Raw genomic sequence first — 18,051 nt, 5'->3', positions numbered from 1 at the left:
GGTTGCAACAAGGCTTCAGTCCACGCGGGGCACGACGATAGTGTCCTCGGGGTGAAGGGTGACGGTGAGACTGCCGCCGAGAGGCGGAATCCGGCTATAGGCTTGGTGATAGCTGGGCTGGCGCAGGCTGAGCGCGATGCCGTCGGCCAGCGCCAGGAAGATGCGCAGGCTCTCGCCCTGGTAGACGATGTCGGTGACCGTGCCGGTCAGGCGGTTGCAGGCGGCATCCTGCGCGCCATCATCGATCAGCAGCTTCTCGCTGTGCACGGCGAGCATCAGGGCGTCACCGTCAGGAATGGCGCGCGCGCTGCGCAGCAAGGCATTGCCGAGCGCGACGCTGGACGCATCGACGCGGCGGACCGGCAGCATTGTCGCTTCCCCGATGAAGCTGGCGACGAAGGAATCGGCGGGGTGATCGTGCAGTCGTTCGGGCTCGTCGATCTGGATCAGCCGGCCGTCCTTCATCACCGCGACGCGGTCGCTCATGGTCAGCGCCTCGCGCTGGTCATGGGTGACGTATATGATGGTGGCCTGGATGCGCTTGTGCAGTGCGCGCAGCTCGATCTGCATGGATTCGCGCAGCTGCTTGTCGAGCGCGGAAAGCGGCTCGTCCATCAGGATCAGCCGCGGCTCGAAGATCATGGCGCGCGCCAGCGCCACGCGCTGGCGCTGGCCGCCGGAGAGCTGGGCGATGCCGCGCTCTTCGTAGCCGGCAAGGCCGACCATCGACAGCGCCGCGCGCACCTTGTCGGGCCAGCTCGCTTTCGGCAAACGCCGCGCGTGCAAGGGAAAGGCCACATTCTCGCCGACGCTCATATGCGGAAACAGCGCGTAGTTCTGGAACACGACGCCGATGTCGCGCTTGTGCGGCGGCATGTACGTGACATCGCGGCCACCGAACAGGATCGTGCCTGACGTCGGCAGGATGAAGCCGCCCAGAATGCCGAGCAGGGTGGTCTTGCCGGAACCGGACGGACCGAGCAGCGAAACGAACTCGCCGGCGGCAACGTTGAGGGACACGTGGTCGAGAGCGCGGACGGCGCCATAGGCCTTGCTCGCGGACCTGATCTCGACGCTTTCCGCTCGTTTGTCCAACGATCGCCCTCGCCATGTCCCTCGACGGCGTGCCTCACTGCGCGCCATAAGCCTGCTTTATAGACAGAGGAGCTGACACACTCGCGGTCGAAGCGTGCACTGCACCATCTTCTCTCTCGCAAGCCCTGTCTTCAGGCTGCAATGGCAATGACACCAGACTTGGCAAAATCCGGCAATTGCCAAATTCTCACTGCGCTCATAACATGGCGTTATGCCCGAGCTGCGCCGGATGCTGCCCTCAAGTAACGCCCTGTTCGTCTTCGACGCAGCGGCGCGCAATGGCAGCTTCACGGCCGCCGCCGCCGAACTGAATGTCACGCAGCCGGCAGTGAGCCGCATGCTCGGGCAATTCGAGGAGCATCTCGGCGTGCGCCTGTTCGACCGCAAGGCGGGACGCGCGGTGCTCACCGAAGAAGGCGAACTGCTCTATCGACGCGTGCTCGAGGGCTTTCGCAGCATCGAGACCGGCCTTACCGAGATTGAGCGCCGTCGCAGGGGCACGGAGACCGTGACGCTGTCGGTCTCCTCGGCATTCACCACGCATTGGCTGATGCCGCGCATCGACAAGCTGCAGAAGCAATTTCCGCAGGTCGATTTGCGCTTCCAGCTCATCTCCGGCGCACTACGCGGAGCGGTAGAGAACGTCGATCTCGGCATGCGCTTCCGCGACCGCGACGAGCCGTCCTCGGGCGGCACACTGGTCATGAAGGAAGTGATGCTGCCGATGTGCAGTCCTACTTATCTCGGCGAGACCGAGGCCATGGAAGGCAACACCATCATTCGTCTCGCCGAGACGCCGGGCGACTGGGCCGCGGATTACGCCTCGCTCCTTACCGGGCGCCGCGGCGCGGCCAAGGCGCTGAGCTTCACCGATTATGCCGTCGTGGTGCAGGCCGCGCTGCTCGGCCAGGGCATTGCGCTCGGCTGGCTGACCGTGGCCTCTCATTGGCTCCTGACCGGGGCGCTGGTGCCCGCCTCCGACACACTCGCCACGACGCGCCGCATCTGCGAGTTCCTGCCGCCGCGCAACCGGCCGATGCGCCCCGTCGCCGCCGAGATCCGCGACTGGATCATCGCGCAGATGAAAAACGAGATCGCCGCGATTGACCGTCTCTATCCGAAGCTCGGCTTGATGTCGGCGTGCTATTGATGGTTCAGGGTCGTCGCAACTGGCCAATCACATCCGGTTTGACTAGGATGCCGCCCTCCCCTTCCCGTCGATGCGAGATCCTCCCGTGGCCAAAACAAAAACCGTGTCCAAAAAATCCGGCAACATCTTCATCGGCATCGGCGGCTGGACCTTCGAGCCCTGGCGCGGCGTGTTCTACCCGGAGAAGCTGACGCAGGCGAAAGAACTGTCCTACGCGGCCTCAAAGCTGACCTCGATCGAGATCAACGGCACCTATTACGGCTCGCAGAAGCCGGAGAGTTTTCGCAAATGGGCAAGCGAAGTGCCTGATGGTTTTGTGTTCTCGGTGAAGGGACCGCGCTTTGCCACCAACCGCCGCGTGCTCGCCGAGGCCGGCGATTCCATCAAGCGGTTCTATGATTCCGGCGTGCTGGAACTCGGCGATCATCTCGGGCCCGTACTGTGGCAGTTCGCACCGACTAAGAAATTCGACGGCGCCGATTTCGGCAAGTTCCTCGAGCTGCTGCCGCGCAAACTCGAGGGCCGCGCGTTGCGCCATGTCGTGGAAGTGCGGCACGACAGCTTCTGCACGCCTGATTTCGTCGCGTTGATCCGCGAGTTCGAAACGCCCGTGGTGTTCGCCGAGCACGGCAAATATCCTGCCATCGCCGATGTCGCCGGCGATTTTGTCTATGCGCGCTTGCAGAAGGGCAATGACGAGATCAAGACCTGCTATCCACCGAAGCAGCTGGATGCCTGGGCCGAGCGCTTCAAGGCCTGGGCCGCGGGCGGCGAACCCGACGACCTGCCGAAAGTTGACAAGAGCAAGCCGAAGAAAGAACCGCGCGACGTGTTCGCCTATGTCATTCACGAGGGCAAGGTGCGCGCGCCGCACGGCGCCATGGAACTGATCGCGCGGGTGAGCTGAGGAAGTCGATGGCCAAGGCGAAGAAGCTCTTCACCATCGGCTATGAGCAGACGCCGCCCAAGGCCGTGCTGGACGAACTGGAGCAGGCCGGCGTCAAGCTCGTTGTCGACGTGCGGGCGGTGACGTCCTCGCGACGGCCGGGCTTTTCCAAGAAGCAACTCGCTGCAGGGCTCGATGAGCGCGGCATCGCCTAAGTTCATCTCGCTGGCCTCGGCACTCCCAAGGAAGGTCGGCTCGCGGCCCGCAGCGGCCAATACGACGTGCTGGAGAAGGTCTTCTCAAAGCATTTGAAGACGCCTGAAGCGCGCGAACAGATGGACGAGCTCTCGGCACTGGTGAAGAAAGCCGGCCCCGTCTGCCTGCTCTGCTACGAGCGCGACCACACCCATTGCCACCGGCAGATGATCGCGGAGATCATCGAGGAGCGCGACGGCGTGGCGGTGACGAATTTGGCGGGACGGCAGGTCTAGCTGCCGTTGTCGCGGGAGAAGACGAGACGACGACTTTATCCGTAGCCGTCGTCCTGAGGTGGCCGCTTCTTCAGCGGCCCTCGAAGCACGACGGCGTGACACTGACGCCGCGACATTTCGGCCGTGCATCCTTCGAGGCTCGCAAGGGCTCGCACCTCAGGATGACGGGGAAAGAGCATCTACCCCTGCCCAGCCAGCCTGAACGTCCCCTCCATCATCTGCACGCTGGCACCGCCGACATGCGCGGAGACGATCTTGCCATCCTGCTTGACGACGCGGGTCTGGAGGATGCTGGGCCGGCCCATGTCGAAGCCCTGGCCGACGGTGAGTTTCAATTCGCCGTCGCTGACCGGATCCAGATCGGCGAACAGCGCGGCCGCTGCGACCGTGGCGCTGCCGGTTGCGGGATCCTCGTTGATGCCGCTGGCGCCGCGCATGAACATGCGCGCCTGCCGATCGCACGGCGCCTCCGCCGCCGGCACGTCGCGGGTATAGAACCACACGGAGCGGGCACCGTCGCGCGGCAAGAGCTTGCCGTAGGCCGCAGCGTCGGGCCGGGCACGCTTCAGCGCCTCGCGCGAATGCAGCTCCATCACCAGGAACGCATTTCCGACGGTGACGACGTGAGGCGCGTGGTTGTCGGTCTTGATGTCGTCTGCATCAAGCGAGATGCAGCTCGCGGCTTCAGCCGGTGACAGCGGAGCATACCGCGCAAGCGGCTGCGGTGCGGTGAGCTCGGTTCTGATCACCCTTCCCTGCTCTCGCACGATATCAACAGGCACGAGGCCCGCCTTCTCCTCGAACACGAGGCGCGGCTTCGGCTCCTTCATCATCGAGGCCAGCACGAAGGCGGTGCCGACATTGGGATGGCCGGCAAAGGCGATCTCCAGCACCGGCGTGAAAATGCGCACCTCTGCGTCGTTCGCCTTGTCGCGTGGCGGCAGCACGAAGGTCGTCTCGGAATAGTTGAACTCGGTCGCGATCGCCTGCATCTGCTGCGTGGAGAGGCCGTCAGCGTCAAGCACCACGGCGAGCTGGTTGCCGCCGAAGGCGCGGTCGGTGAACACGTCGACGGTGACATAGCGGCGCTGCATGGCATTTCCTCACGCAAATGGCGGCCGCGATCGGCCGCTTCGCGCAGCACTCTACAGGTGCGCAACATCGCCCGTCATGCCCCAAAATTCGGTGCAATCGGAGCAATCATCAAAGCGCGTCAGAAACGGAAGAGTGGCCGCGGCGAGGCCAGCAGTTGCGCGCGCTCGCGCGCATCGGCGATGAGCGTGTCGAGAAATTGCCGGTTCTTCGCGAAGGTCTGCGTCGCCTCGAACTGCGTGTGCGGCCAGTCGCTGCCCCAGAGCAGACGATCGAGGTCGTAGGCACTGCGCAGCAGCGGATAGGCTTCCCTGGCAAAGCTCTCGCCGGACGGACCGTTGCGATAAGGCGCCGAGATCTTGACCCATACGTTCCGCGTCGCACCGAATTTCAGCACCGACTGAAATCCGGGATCGGTGACGCCCAGCTTTGGATCCGGCAACGCGTAGTGATCGAGCACGACCGGGACGCCGCGATCGAGCAATTGCGGCACGAGCACAGCGAGATCAGCGGCGTTGCGCTGGATCTCGACTTGCCAGCTCATCGCCTTGACGTGCCCGAGCAATGCTTTCCATTCGCTCGCCGCAAGGTCCGGCAACGGCTGGCCGACGAGATTAAGACGAATGCCGACCACGCCGGCGCGATCGAGCCCACGCAGTTCGTCTGCGGAGACGGCGGGATCGACGACCGCAATGCCGCGCAGGCGCCCGCCCGTCTGTTTCAGACAATCGACGAGATAGGAATTCTCGGTACCGAGAAAGCTCGGCTGCACCAGCACGCCATTGGTCATGCCGTTGCGGTCGAGTTGCTCGAGATAGAGCGACAGCGGCGCGTCGTAATCGGGCGCATAGCGCCGGCCCGGCGCGAGTTTCAATCCGCGATGAAAGACGTGGGCATGGGTGTCGATCTCGGGCAAGGCCGCCTCACTCCTGGCTGTGGTCGCGACCAGAGTTGCCAGCGATGCGAGACCCGCACCAAATTGTCGGCGCGTCAGGCCGCGCTGGGGCAGTGTCATGGTCGTTGTTCCTCATTTACAGTCAGGCGTGGGTTGCCGCCGTCTGCTCGAACACCTTGCCGCGGGTTTCCGGCAGCAGCAGCACCGCGATCAGCACCAGCGAATAGGCAAACGCCGCGTCGATGCCGATCGCGGGCCCGAGGCCGATGCGGTCGCTGAGAAAGCCGACCAGGAAGGGAAATGCGGCGGAGACGACGCGGCCGAAATTGTAGCAGAAGCCCACACCGGTGCCGCGCACGCCGGCCGGATAGAGCTCGCTGAACAGCGCCGCCATGCTCGCGGGGATTCCGGCCGAGAAGAAGCCGAGCGGAAATCCGAGTACCAGCATCTGGCCATTGGTTAGGGGTACGAAGATATAGACCAGCACGGTGGCGATACATGCGGCGGCAAAGAACGCGACATTGGCCCTGCGCCCGACCCGGTCGCTGATGAAACCGCTCGCGACGCAGCCGCAGAAGAAAGCGACGATGATAACGGCAAGATAGAAGCTGGAGCCGAGCACCGAGAGATGCCGCACCTCCCGCAAGAAGGTCGGCAGGAACGTCGTCAGCGCGGCATAACCGCCATGCGCGCCGATGCCGAAGAGACCGCCGACCAAGGTCGAGCGCAGCACATCACGGTGGAAGATGCCGGACAGCGTAGCGAGGAACGGTGCCTCGGCTTCCCTAGCAATCGCGCGCGGCGGCTCCTTCAAGCCACGGCGGATGAAAATGATGAGCAGCGCCGGCAGCAGCCCGATCGCAAACAGGATCCGCCAGCCGAGATCCGCCGGCGCATAGGTGAACACCAGCGCCGACAGCAGCACCGCGGCGCCCCAGCCGACCGCCCAGGCGCTCTGCACCGAGCCGAGCGCCTTGCCGCGATGTTGGGGGCGGATGATCTCGGCCATCAGCACCGCGCCGCAGGCCCATTCGGCGCCAAAACCGAGGCCTTGGATGGCCTTGAGCACCAGAAGCTGGGTGTAGCTCATCGCGAATGCGCAGGCGAAAGTCGCGAGTGCGAATGTGGCCACCGTGATCTGGAGCGCCTTGACGCGGCCAAAGCGGTCGCCGAGCGCACCACCGAGCCAGCCGCCGAACGCGCCGAAAAACAGCGTGACCGAGCCGAGCAGGCCCGCGTCGGCCTTGCTGATGCCGAAGGCCGCGATCAGCGCAGGGATGGCAAGACCGAACATCTGGACGTCGAGCGCATCCAGCGCCCAGCCGCCAAAGCTTGCCCAGAACGTCCGCCGCTCCAGCGGCGAGCTCTCACTGTACCAGTTCGACATGTTTCCTACCCCTGTACGCGTTATTGTTTGACGTCGTTGAAAGTCGCGCTCACCTGATCTCGGCGTGATAGCGGAAGCGATCCGCCGGCCCGCGCGAGCGGCGCCATTCGATCGGCTGTCGCTCCAGATCGAACGCAAGGCGCTCGATCACGATCAGCGGTGCATGAGCCTCGAGCCGCAATAGCCGCGCCTGCATCTCGTTCGCGGTCTCCACCGTCAGGATTTCCTCGGCGGAGACGACCACCTCGCCGCAGCGCTCCTCGTAGAGCGGATACAGCAAGTCGCCGAACTCGGCGGTGTCGATCTCGAGAATCTTTGCGAAGCGCGATTGCTGGAGCCAAATCTCTTCGGCCAGCAACGGCACATCGTCGATCAAGCGCAGGCGCGACAGGCTGATGACGGGCTCGCCGACCGGAATGCGCAGCGCCGATGCCACGGCCGACGTCGCGGGGACGCTCTTGCGCCTGAGGATACGGCTCTTCGGCACGCGCCGCTCGCCGCTCTCGGACTGGAAGCGGAAGAACCGGAACAGTGAGGAATTGAAGCGCGCCCGCCGCACGAAAGTGCCGCGGCCCTGCTGACGCTCCAGCACGGCGTCGGCAACGAGCTGGTCGATCGCCTTGCGCACGGTGCCGATCGCGACGCCGTAATGGGCGCCGAGCTCGGCTTCCGAGGGGATCGGCTCGCCCGGGCGCCATTCATTGCGATTGATCCGCGCGGCGAGGTCGTCACGCAGGCGCTGGTAGCGTGGCAGGCGGTCGTCGCGAGAGGCTGAATTCATATAGTCATATAGATGACTGGATGAATCAGGAGTCAAGCGCTACTATAATACCTACAACGAATGGAAAGCGAGGTCGGACCGAGCGTCTCCGCCAGCCCGGCCTCGCCTCGTCGCAAGAGTCAGTTCCTGGTCTTCGGCATGCAGGGCGGCTCCTTGTAGGGCGCCGAGGCATAGGCGCCCTCTGCCGGTGCCCTGACGCAATCCACCGTCGTATGAACTGCAGCGCGGCGCGCAGGCGCAACGTCGCGAGCGGCAGCCGACTGGCTTTGATAGACGGAAGCGGCGATCAAGGCCGAAACAAGAGTCAATCGGGTCATGGGTTTTCTCCGCGTGACATCAGGAAGCCGAGGAGTTTCGGCGTCCTGAATGCAGGAGCGGAGAGCGCGCGGAGATATTTCAGCGCCCGCCTTCAAAGAAACGCGAGCAGTCCCCTCATCCCAGTTGAAACACGGCAACCGGCTGCTCGTAACCGCGCACGGTGACCTCGCCGAGCGCGACCGCATCCCCAACGTCATCGCCGAGCGCCTCGCGCACGGACGCGGAGATCAGGAGCTGGGAGCCGAACTCCTTGTTCAACGCTTCCAGGCGCGAGGCGAAGTTCACGGTGTCGCCGATGACCGTGTACTCCTTGCGTCGCGGCGAGCCGATATTGCCGGCGACGACCTCGCCGAAATGGATGCCGATACCGATCCGCAGCGGCCAGCTCGTCTGCGCGTTGATGTGATCCATCGCCGTCAGCATGTCGCGGCCGGCAGCGACCGCGCGATGGGCGGCATCGGAGGCTTCGAGCGGCGCGCCGAACAGCGCCAGGAACCCGTCGCCGAGAAACTTGTTCACGATGCCGCCATGGCGGTCGAGGATATCGACCAGCACCGCGAAGGCGCCGTCGAGCCTATCGACCACCTCCTGCGGCGTGCGCGTCTGGGCGCCTGCCGTGAAGCCGCGGAAATCGACGAACATCACGGCGACACGGCGGAGATCGCCGGCAACGGTGGTGCCCTCGGCCATCAGCCGCTCGACCACCTGCGGCGAGACGTGCTGACCGAACAAATTGGTCACCCGATCGCGCGCGGTGGCCGCCGCGATGCTCGCGGCAAATTGCCGACGCAGTTGCGCGCCGACCGAGCCCGCCAGCACGCCGCAGACCAGGATGACGGTGCTGCGCACGGCGTGGAAGTAGATCAAGTGTTCGCCGGTGTCGCTGGCCGAATTGTAGTACAGCGCAACCGCCAGAAGTTCGGCGCCGGCGACGAACCCCGTGAAGGTGGACAGCCAGAAGTCGAGCCGCAGCGTCGAAAGAATGACGAAGATGAAATAGACCAGCGGCAACACGAAGCCGAGCGCGGGCCCCGCGCCCATGCTGCGGATCTGCAGGATCAGGATGAGCGTCGGCAGCGAGGTTTCGATAGTTGCGCCGATATAGCGCCTGACGACCGGCAGGTCGCGATCGAGCTCGAGGTTTCGCTTGATCTGGCCGTGAACCCACGCCTCGAACAACAGGAAACCTGCCACGAGGGCGTATTCCCGGGTCATGCCCTCCGTCCCGTGCCAGATCCGGTTCACGATGGCAGGATCGACCACGAAGGTTGCGGTGAGCAGGACGATCATGACCAGGCCGGTGGCGATCAGCGCCTTCACGCGCAGCAGCTCGGTGCGCAGCACTTCGCGCGTCAGCTCGCGCTCGAACTCCTCCGACAAGACGGCCTTCTGCCGGGCTTTCCCATCCGCAAAGCTGACCATTTCTCCCCCTCGTTTCAGGGGCAGTCTGCCTCAATCCAGCGTGCGGCGGAAGCGTGTCACGGCGACGGTCATGGCGACCAGCATCAGGATGGCAAGGGCAGCGGCATCGAAGCGCAGGTTCGGCATGGACGCGCCCTTCAGCATGATGGCACGCACGATGCGCAGATAGTGCGTCAACGGCAGGCATTCGCCGAGATATTGCGCCCAGGCCGGCATGCCCGCGAACGGGAACATGAAGCCGGACAACAGCAGGCTCGGCAGGAAGAACATGAACGACATCTGTATCGCCTGCAGTTGGTTCTGGGCGATGGTGGAGAACGTGTAGCCGATCGCGAGGTTTGCGGCGATGAAAAGGGTCGAGAGAGCGGCCAGCAGGAGCAGATTGCCGAGCACCGGCACGCCGAACAGGAACACGCCGATATTGACGATCAGGAAAGCCTGGATGAAGCCGACCAGGATGTAGGGAACGATCTTGCCGAGCATCACCTCGACCGGCTTGATTGGCATCGACAACAGGCTCTCCATGGTGCCGCGCTCGATCTCGCGCGTCACCGACAGCGCCGTGAAGATCAACATCGTCATGGTGAGAATGGTGCCGACCAGGCCCGGCACGATGTTGAGCCGCGATTCCGCCGCCGGATTATAGCGCGCATGCGCCCGGATCTCGAACGGCGGGGCCGGCGCTTCGCCGATATAGAGATCGTGCTGCAGCGCGGTCTGCACGATCATTCCGAGCGAGCCGAGCGCCGAGTTGGCGGCGACCGGATCGGACGCATCCGCGGCGACCAGCAGCGCCGGTCTGTCGCCGCGGCGCACCGCCCGTTCGAAGCCACGCGGGATCTCGACGCCGAACAGCACCTTGCCGGACTTCAGCAGATTGTCGAATTCCTCGACGTCGTGCACTTCATAGACGAAGCGGAAATAGGCGGTATTCTCCAGGGCCTTCAGGACCGAGCGGGCGAGATCGGAGTCCTCCTGCAGCAGCACCGCGCTCGGCAGATGGTGCGGTGTGGTGTTGATCGCATACCCGAACAAGAGCAGCTGCATCACCGGGATCGCAATGATCATCGCGAACGAGACCCGGTCCCGCCGGAGCTGAATGAATTCCTTCGCCATCATGGCATAGGAGCGGCGCAAGAAGCCGAAGCGGTCGCGGATCTCCGATACGGGACCGGTTGCGCGGATGGTGCTCATTGGAAATTATCCTTCGAGCGGTTCATCAATTCGATGAAGACGTCTTCCAGCGACGGATGCGACTTCTGCCAGTGCAAGCCGTTCTTCTCGCGCCACGGCGCGATGCTGGCTTCGAGCGCCGCAGCGTCGCGGCCGGAGACGTGCAGCGAGGTGCCGAACGGGGCGACCATGTCGACGCCTGGCTTGTGGTCGAGCTCGGCCGCGAGACCGCCCAGTTCGCCAGTGACGGTGTAGGTCGTCAGCGCCGACTTCGCGATCACCTCGTCGACGGTGCCGCGGGCCAGCAGATGGCCATAGGCGATGTAAGCGATCTCGTGGCAGCGCTCGGCTTCGTCCATGTAATGGGTGGAGACAAGCACGGTGAGCCCATCGGCGGCGAGCGCGTGGATCTCGTTCCAGAAATCGCGCCGTGCCTTGGGGTCGACGCCGGCGGTCGGCTCGTCCAGCAGCAACAGTTTCGGATTGGGCAGCGTGCAGGCCCCGAGTGCCAGCCGCTGCTTCCACCCGCCGGAGAGCTCGCCGGCGAGCTGCTCCTCACGGCCCGACAGCCCGAGCCGCTTGATCATCTCGCGTGCGGCACCGCGTGCGTCAGCGAGGCCATAGAGCCGCGCGACGAATTCGAGATTCTCACGCACGGACAGGTCCTGATAGAGACTGAAGCGCTGGGTCATGTAGCCGACCTGGCGCTTGATCTTTTCGGCGTCGCCCAGGATGTCGTAGCCGAGGCAGGTGCCCTCGCCGCTATCGGGCGTCAGCAGGCCGCAGAGGATGCGGATGGTCGTGGTCTTGCCCGAGCCGTTCGGCCCGAGGAAGCCGTAGATCGAGCCGCGTTTCACCTGCATCGACAGATCGTGCACGACCTCGCGGCCGCCGAACGATTTGCTCAGGCCCTTGACGTCGATGGCGATGTCGTTGCCGGCGTTCATCGCTTGTCCGCCACCGGCGTCTTTGGATTGAGATAGACATCGATCGGCTGCCCCACCCGCAAGGCATCGGGCCGCGACGGCCGCGCCTGAATGAGATAGACGAGCTTGTTGCGCTCTTCGAGGCTGTAGATGACCGGCGGGGTGTATTCGGCCGAGGTTGCGATGAAATAGATCTTTGCGGTGAGATCGGCCGCGCAATTGTCGCAGGCGACCCGCACCTCGTCGCCGATCGAGAGTTTCGGGAGCTCCGTTTCCGGCACGAAGAAGCGCAGCTTCATGTTGCCGGGCGGCATGATCGAGAGCACCGGCCGCTGCGCCGCGACCATCTCGCCTTCGCGGAAATAGATCTGCTGGATGGTGCCGGCGACCGGCGCAAAGCCCTTGCGCCGCGCCAGCCGAGTCTCCGAGGTCGCCACCCGCGCTTCGGCAACACGCAAGGCCGAGACAGCGGAATCGAGATTGGCCTGGGTGCCGGCGCCCGTCTTGCTCAGCGAAGCCGCACGATCATAGGTCTGTTGTGCATTCGCCAGCGTCGCCTTGTTCTGGTTGAGATCGGCGAGCTGGAGATCGTCATCGACGGAATAGAGCGCTTCGCCGACCTTGACTTCGTCGCCCTCGCGGACGTTGAGCTTGGTGACCCGGCCGGCTTCGTCCGGACTGACGAAGATCATGTCGGCCTCGACCCAGCCCTGAAAACCGGGGTCGCGCTTCTCCTTGCAACCGGCAAGGCCGGTAGCAAGCGCGGCGGCCAAGATGATTCCAACTATCCTTTGCGACGACGTCATGTCGTCCTCCGTTCGCCAAAAATCAAATCAAGATGGACGCGCAGCATGTCTTTAGCGTCGAGCGGCGCGTGCCGCGCAAACAGGCTCTGCCAGATCACCGCGATGATCGCCGGCGCGACCAGGATCTGCGGATAGCGTGCGAGATTCTTCTGCTGGATCTCGCCGCGGGCAATGCCGAGTTCGATCAGCGCGCCCATGCCGGCCATCCCGCGTGAGACGACCTCGCGGTAGTAAAAGTCGGCCACCGCCGGAAAGCGCGGCCCCTCAGCCACGATCAAGCGGACAAGATCGCCGCGCCGTGTGCCGATCACCTCGTTGATGAAGTTGCCCGCAAACATTTCGATGAGATCGCGCACGGAGCCCGTCGACGGCGGCAACGCGTCGAGCCGCGCCACCACCGGCACGATCACGATGCGCACCAGCTCCTCGAACATGGATTCCTTGTCCTTGAAGTGCAGGTAGATCGTGCCCTTCGCAACTCCTGCGCGCTTGGCGATGTCGTCGAGCCGCGTCGCCGCAAAGCCGCGTGCGATGAATTCCTCCATCGCCGCCTCAACGATGGCCTGACGCCGCTCTGCCGTGCGCTTGGCGCGGCTCGACGCCGGGGCGGCTTCCCCACCCAGCTCGGGCTTCTGATGCGCTGCCTTGGCCGCAGCTGCCGTGATGCGCTTCTTTGTCATGTTTCATTTATGACTGACTAGTCAGTCATAGTCAAATCAGAATTCCAGGTTCGAAAGGAAAAAAGACAGATAGATTAGCGTTGACTAATGCATTAGTGTTTGCTAATTGATGGCGATGATCGAAACTGCTCCACATCCCGTCACTTCCGTGATGCGCGCCCTCGCCGACCCGACCCGCCGCGCCGTGTTCGAGCGCGTGTTCGACAGCAAGGAAATCAGTGTCGCCGAGCTGACGCGCGGCAGCGGGGTGACGCAGGGGGCGATCTCGCAGCACCTGAAATCGTTGAAACAGGCAGGCCTCGTCGCCGAGCGCGCCGAGGGCCGCAACGTCTATTACCGCGCCGCCCCGCAGGGACTCGAACCGCTGGTCACCTGGATGGACCATTACGGCGTGTTCTGGCGGGAGCGCTTCCAGAATCTGCGTGACCTCTTGAAGGAGATCGATCCGTGAGTGCTGCTGCGTTGAAAGCCGAGACCAAGGACATCGTCATCGACGAGGTGCTCCCTCATGCGCCGGAGACGGTCTGGAAAGTGCTGACCAGCGCGCAGCTGATCGCACGATGGCTGATGAAGCCGACCGGTTTCGAAGCCGTGGAAGGCAAGGCCTTCACGTTCCAGACCACGCCGGGTGGCAACTGGGATGGCGTCATTCATTGCCGCGTTCTTGAGGTCGTGACGAACCGGCGACTCGCTTACGCCTGGAAAGGCGGCGATGCGCGCAATACCGGATATGGCGCGCCGCTCGACACCGTCGTGACCTGGTCCCTCGCCCCCGTCGAAGCCGGCACGCGCGTCCAGCTGGTTCATGCCGGCTTCGTGCTGCCGAGGAACGAGACCGCCTACACCGGCATGAGCGGCGGCTGGAAGAAGGTCATCCGGCAGCTCGACGAGATCAGCGGCGAAAACGGTTAAGGAGCGAGCACGATGGACAAGCCCTATACCGGCGGCTGCGCCTGCGGCGCGATCCGCTATTCGATCGCCGGCGAACCGCTGTTCAGCAATCACTGCCAGTGCCGGGACTGCCAGCGTGAAAGCGGCACCGGCCACGGCTCCTATGCCACCTTCGCCCGCGCCGGAGTCACCGTGACCGGCGACGCCAAAACATGGGACATGATTGGCGACAGCGGTAATGTGAAGACGCGCGCCTTCTGCCCCGAGTGCGGCCTGGCCGTCTACATGACCTTCGCCGCCATGCCCGACATCTTCACCATCCGCGCCGCGAGCCTCGACGAGCCCGCCCGCTACAAGCCGCAGGTGGTCACCTACGCCGTGCGCGGGTATGACTGGGACCATCTCGATTCCGGCTTGACGAAATTCGAGACGATGCCGCCGGGCTGAGGCGAAGGAATCTTGTTTTGACGCGTTTTCTTGACGCGAACCGGTATCCACTTCGCTCGATAACGCTTTAGCCAAAGTCGAGTACCATGCGGCCGTCGATCTTGCCGGCCTTCATCCGGTCGAACACCTCGTTGATCCCAGCGAGCGGCACCTTCGCCACCTCCGCCTTGACCTTGCCGTCGGCAGCGAACGCGATGGCTTCGTCGAGATCCCGGCGGGTGCCGACAATGGAGCCGCGCACGGTGATGCGCTTCAGTACGACGTCGAAGATCGGCGTCGGGAATTCGCCCGGCGGCAGGCCGACGAGGCTGACGGTGCCCTTCCGGCGCACCATCTTCAGCGCCTGGGCAAAGGCAGCAGTCGATACCGCCGTCACCAGCACGCCGTGCGCCCCGCCGCCGGTCGCGGCCAGCACCTTGTCCACGGCCCCGTCTGCCAGCGCATTGACCGCGAGATCGGCACCGGTCTCACGCGCAAGCACGAGCTTGTCCTCGGCGATGTCGATGGCTGCGACCTTGAGTCCCATCGCCTTGGCGTACTGGATCGCGACGTGGCCGAGCCCGCCGACGCCCGAGATCACGACCCACTCGCCGGGCCTTGCCTCCGTCTCCTTCAATCCCTTGTAGGTGGTGACGCCAGCGCACAGGATCGGCGCAATGGCGGCGAAATCGACTGTCGCCGGCAGCTTTGCCGCGAACGCAGCGGAGGCGATGACATACTCGGCAAAGCCACCGTTCACGCTGTAGCCGGTGTTGTGCTGGTGCTCGCACAACGTCTCCCAGCCGGTCTCGCAATATTCGCAGGACATGCAGGCATCGTGCAGCCAGGCCACGCCCACGGCATCGCCGACTTTCAGATTCTTCACGCCGGGCCCGAGCGCGGCGACGATGCCGGCGACTTCATGCCCGGGAATGAAGGGTGGAACCGGCTTCACCGGCCAGTCGCCGGAGGCGGCGTGCAGATCGGTGTGACAGACGCCGCAGGCCTTCACCTTGACCAGCACCTCGCCCGGACCGGGCTGCGGCACCGGCACGTCCTCGATCACGAGCGGCTTGCCGAATTGTCTGACGACGGCGGCTTTCATGGTCGGCATCTGTCTGCTCCTTTGCATTGCGCGAGCAGACTAGCGAAGCCACACAGCCCCCGTTTGATTGGGGTCAAACCGCACAAAGTTTGCGCAAGCGACCGCGATCACGACGCCGCGATGTGTGCGGCGTCAACTATGGAACCTCAAGCCATCGACGATCTTGTCGATCACCTTGCGTTCGGCGCGCATGGCGATGCCGACCAGATTGAGATCAGCGCGCGCAACTGCCCTCACCGCTTCGCGATTGGCGGCATCATGCGTGGTCTTGAAAATGTCCTCGGTATAGATCGCCGGCGTGACGTTGCGCGTGAGCGCACGATCGAGCGCGCGCGACAAAGCCGGACCATCCGCGCCGTAGATCAGGATCGGTTGACCGATCAGAGCAAGGTATTTCGTCGCCGAGGCATCCTCATAGGCCTCGCCGATGCACTCCGGAAAGCCAGCGGCAATTCCGCTCGTCAGGAACGATGCGACATTGAGCTTCTGCCAGGCTTCGAGATCGTTGCGAATGACAACGGCAATCTTGGTGTCGAACTGCATGAATTCTCCCAACACTTCCAACCGCCGGGAAAGAAACGAAGATTTCTCTCATGCCGACGGCGGATGCGAACGTAACCCGGGTTGCCCTATCGATCACAGCTCGGAAATTTCAATGGTGATTTGACCGGCCGCGCTTCTCCTCGCTGACCAAGTCGGGTATATGTCGGCACTCTGTCACTGAACTGTCATAAACCTTCGATGTCCGAAACTGGCGCGATCAAACGAGCCCTCGATCCGTTGCAGCGGCTTGCGAAGGCCAACGGCCATTCGATCCCGGACGACACGAAGAAATTCACTGGCTTCGGCGTTCCAGTTCCCGCCGAGACGTCCGGTTCCGCACGCGCTGACAACGAATCTTCTCGCAACGAATCTTCTCGGATCGCCGACGAAGCTCGCGCGGAGACGATTGCGCCGGAAACCACGCCTTCCCACCATGCCACGCCGCACGCCACCGAAATCGAGCTCAAGCTGCTTGTCGACGCCGGTCGCCTCGCCGATTTCGGCAACGCGCCTGTCATCGTCGCCAACGCGCGCAACAAGGGCTCACGCAAGCACCTCCGGGCCGTCTACTACGATACGTCCAAGCGTGTGATTCAACGGAACGGACTGAGCTTTCGGGTCCGTCAGAGCGGTTCGCGTTTCACCCAAACGGTGAAGACCGAATCCGGCAACGATCCGCTGCGGCGCGGCGAATGGGAGGCGAGCGTGCCTTCTTTTGAGCCCGATCTCGCGCTGGCGCTGCCTTTCCTTCCGGAGAAGCTGTGTGCGGATCTCGCGCGCCGTCCGCTCGAAGCGATCTTCAGCACCGACATTCACAGGCATCAACGCGTCATCGACCTGCCGTCGGGCACGATCGAGGTCGCCTTCGACCAGGGCCATCTGACCGCCGGCGATCGGTCGCTTCAAGTCAGCGAGATCGAGCTCGAGCTCAAGGCAGGCAGCCCGTCCGCCATCTGGGAGCTTGCGCTGCGGCTCGCCGAGCATGGGCCGGTCAGGCCCTCCATTCGCGGCAAGTCGACGCGCGGGTTCGAGCTCGCGGCCGGCACCTCGCCGGTCGTCAAGAAGCCGCGCAAGCTTCGGCTCGACCCGTCCTCGTCGCTCGACGAGACATTCGCCGCGATCCTGCGCGCCTGTCTGCTGCATCTGCTCCAGTCGATCCCGGCCGCCGAGGACGGACGCGATCCCGAGGGCATTCACCAGCTTCGCGTCGCGCTGCGTCGCCTGCGATCCGCGCTGGACCTGATGCGATCGGTGGTGTCGCTCAGCAAGCTCGACCTGCTGCGGTCGGAGGCGAAATGGCTGGCACAGAATCTCTCGCCTGCGCGCGATTGGGACGTGTTTCAGCAAGACACCTTGCGCGTCGTCGCGAATGGCTGCCCTTCGATCGCTGGCTTCGACGCCCTTCAAGCCGCCGTCGCGCAGCGTCGGACCGCCAGCTATGACACGGTGCGCCAGGTGCTGGCGGATCGCCGCACGTCGCTTTTCCTGATCGGTCTTGGCGGCTGGATCGAGGCACGCGGCTGGCGCAGCGACATCGCGCCGGAGCATCTGGCGCAACTCGCCGAGCCCGCCACCAATTTCGCGCAGCGCATCCTGTCGGCGCAGCATGCCAAGGTGCTCAAGCGCGGCCGCCGCTTCAAGTCACGCAGCACGGAAGAGCGGCACCGGGTCCGGCTTGCCGCGAAGAAACTGCGCTACGTCGCCGATTTCCTGCTGCCGCTGTACGGCGAACGAAAATCGGCCAAACGCTTTTCCGGCAAGCTCGCCGAACTGCAACAGCAGCTCGGCATCTACAACGACATGGCGACGACCGCTTCGCTGCTCGCGGACATCGGGACGGAGGCAGGTAGCGGCACCGCCGCGGCCGCAATTGCCGGCTGGCAGGCCCACGCCATGATCGGCGTCGAACCGCGCCTGAACAAGGCGTGGTCGGAATTCGTCAAGACGAAAGTACCCTGGTCGGTCGGAGCCGAAGCCTGATCGA

19 protein-coding genes and 1 pseudogene are annotated in these 18,051 nt (G+C 64.2%); 7 read left to right on the top strand and 13 right to left on the bottom strand.

What is annotated here, in order from left to right:
- Positions 1-15: 15 nt before the first annotated feature.
- Positions 16-1,095, bottom strand: a complete 1,080-nt coding sequence (locus tag IF809_RS20035) for an ABC transporter ATP-binding protein (RefSeq protein WP_462838286.1) — start codon at positions 1,093-1,095, stop codon at positions 16-18.
- Positions 1,096-1,306: 211 nt separating this feature from the next.
- Between IF809_RS20035 and IF809_RS20030 the strand changes: the two genes are divergently transcribed.
- From IF809_RS20030 to IF809_RS20020, 3 genes and pseudogenes are all read left to right on the top strand, one after another.
- The gene (locus IF809_RS20030) at positions 1,307-2,245 is read left to right on the top strand and encodes a LysR family transcriptional regulator (protein WP_462838285.1); all 939 of its coding nucleotides are present in this window, start codon (positions 1,307-1,309) and stop codon (positions 2,243-2,245) included.
- Positions 2,246-2,315: 70 nt separating this feature from the next.
- Positions 2,316-3,152: a DUF72 domain-containing protein gene (locus IF809_RS20025; RefSeq protein WP_462838284.1), complete on the top strand. Its 837-nt coding sequence runs from the start codon at positions 2,316-2,318 to the stop codon at positions 3,150-3,152.
- Positions 3,153-3,160: 8 nt separating this feature from the next.
- Positions 3,161-3,622: pseudogene (locus IF809_RS20020) on the top strand (DUF488 domain-containing protein).
- Positions 3,623-3,801: 179 nt separating this feature from the next.
- Here IF809_RS20020 and IF809_RS20015 read toward each other — a convergent pair.
- From IF809_RS20015 to IF809_RS19970, 10 genes are all read right to left on the bottom strand, one after another.
- Positions 3,802-4,716, bottom strand: a complete 915-nt coding sequence (locus tag IF809_RS20015) for a PhzF family phenazine biosynthesis protein (RefSeq protein ID WP_462838283.1) — start codon at positions 4,714-4,716, stop codon at positions 3,802-3,804.
- 119 nt (positions 4,717-4,835) lie between these two features.
- A complete protein-coding gene (locus tag IF809_RS20010; protein WP_462838282.1) occupies positions 4,836-5,729 on the bottom strand; it encodes an amidohydrolase family protein in 894 nt (297 codons plus the stop codon).
- A 22-nt stretch (positions 5,730-5,751) separates the two neighbouring features.
- A complete protein-coding gene (locus IF809_RS20005; RefSeq protein ID WP_462838281.1) occupies positions 5,752-6,996 on the bottom strand; it encodes an MFS transporter in 1,245 nt (414 codons plus the stop codon).
- A gap of 49 nt (positions 6,997-7,045) precedes the next feature.
- Positions 7,046-7,777, bottom strand: coding sequence for a GntR family transcriptional regulator (locus tag IF809_RS20000; protein WP_462838280.1), 732 nt, complete (start codon positions 7,775-7,777; stop codon positions 7,046-7,048).
- A 119-nt stretch (positions 7,778-7,896) separates the two neighbouring features.
- Positions 7,897-8,094 (bottom strand): hypothetical protein, encoded by a 198-nt coding sequence (locus tag IF809_RS19995; protein WP_462838279.1) that lies wholly within the window; start codon positions 8,092-8,094, stop codon positions 7,897-7,899.
- A gap of 115 nt (positions 8,095-8,209) precedes the next feature.
- On the bottom strand, positions 8,210-9,517 hold the full coding sequence (locus IF809_RS19990; RefSeq protein ID WP_462838278.1) for an adenylate/guanylate cyclase domain-containing protein: 1,308 nt from the start codon (positions 9,515-9,517) through the stop codon (positions 8,210-8,212).
- Positions 9,518-9,547: 30 nt separating this feature from the next.
- Positions 9,548-10,711: an ABC transporter permease gene (locus IF809_RS19985; RefSeq protein WP_128965568.1), complete on the bottom strand. Its 1,164-nt coding sequence runs from the start codon at positions 10,709-10,711 to the stop codon at positions 9,548-9,550.
- Entirely contained in the window at positions 10,708-11,637 is a 930-nt protein-coding gene (locus IF809_RS19980) for an ABC transporter ATP-binding protein (RefSeq protein ID WP_462838277.1), read from the bottom strand. Before IF809_RS19980 ends, IF809_RS19985 begins: the two co-directional genes overlap by 4 nt.
- Positions 11,634-12,422, bottom strand: a complete 789-nt coding sequence (locus IF809_RS19975; protein WP_128965566.1) for an HlyD family secretion protein — start codon at positions 12,420-12,422, stop codon at positions 11,634-11,636. The genes IF809_RS19980 and IF809_RS19975 overlap by 4 nt, the downstream gene beginning before the upstream one ends.
- Positions 12,419-13,102 carry a TetR/AcrR family transcriptional regulator gene (locus IF809_RS19970; protein ID WP_462838276.1) on the bottom strand — a complete coding sequence of 228 codons (684 nt, stop codon included), beginning with the start codon at positions 13,100-13,102 and terminating at the stop codon, positions 12,419-12,421. The genes IF809_RS19975 and IF809_RS19970 overlap by 4 nt, the downstream gene beginning before the upstream one ends.
- 115 nt (positions 13,103-13,217) lie before the next feature.
- Between IF809_RS19970 and IF809_RS19965 the strand changes: the two genes are divergently transcribed.
- From IF809_RS19965 to IF809_RS19955, 3 genes are read left to right on the top strand one after another with little or no spacing between them, the layout of a single operon-like run.
- Positions 13,218-13,553, top strand: a complete 336-nt coding sequence (locus IF809_RS19965; protein WP_128965564.1) for an ArsR/SmtB family transcription factor — start codon at positions 13,218-13,220, stop codon at positions 13,551-13,553.
- Positions 13,550-14,014 (top strand): SRPBCC family protein, encoded by a 465-nt coding sequence (locus tag IF809_RS19960; RefSeq protein WP_128965563.1) that lies wholly within the window; start codon positions 13,550-13,552, stop codon positions 14,012-14,014. The genes IF809_RS19965 and IF809_RS19960 overlap by 4 nt, the downstream gene beginning before the upstream one ends.
- A gap of 12 nt (positions 14,015-14,026) precedes the next feature.
- A complete protein-coding gene (locus tag IF809_RS19955) occupies positions 14,027-14,440 on the top strand; it encodes a GFA family protein (protein ID WP_462838275.1) in 414 nt (137 codons plus the stop codon).
- A gap of 67 nt (positions 14,441-14,507) precedes the next feature.
- On the opposite strand, the gene adhP is transcribed toward IF809_RS19955, so the two are convergent.
- Positions 14,508-15,533: an alcohol dehydrogenase AdhP gene (adhP, locus tag IF809_RS19950; RefSeq protein WP_462838274.1), complete on the bottom strand. Its 1,026-nt coding sequence runs from the start codon at positions 15,531-15,533 to the stop codon at positions 14,508-14,510.
- Between the two features lie 123 nt (positions 15,534-15,656).
- Entirely contained in the window at positions 15,657-16,067 is a 411-nt protein-coding gene (locus tag IF809_RS19945; RefSeq protein WP_462838273.1) for a DUF2000 family protein, read from the bottom strand.
- Positions 16,068-16,265: 198 nt separating this feature from the next.
- On the opposite strand from IF809_RS19945, the gene IF809_RS19940 reads away from it, so the two are divergent.
- Positions 16,266-18,047, top strand: a complete 1,782-nt coding sequence (locus IF809_RS19940) for a CYTH and CHAD domain-containing protein (RefSeq protein WP_462838272.1) — start codon at positions 16,266-16,268, stop codon at positions 18,045-18,047.
- Positions 18,048-18,051: the final 4 nt, after the last annotated feature.

This window comes from Bradyrhizobium sp. UFLA06-24, assembly GCF_054967145.1.
Note: the sequence above shows the minus strand (reverse complement) of the source record. Positions and strands in the feature narration are given on the sequence as shown.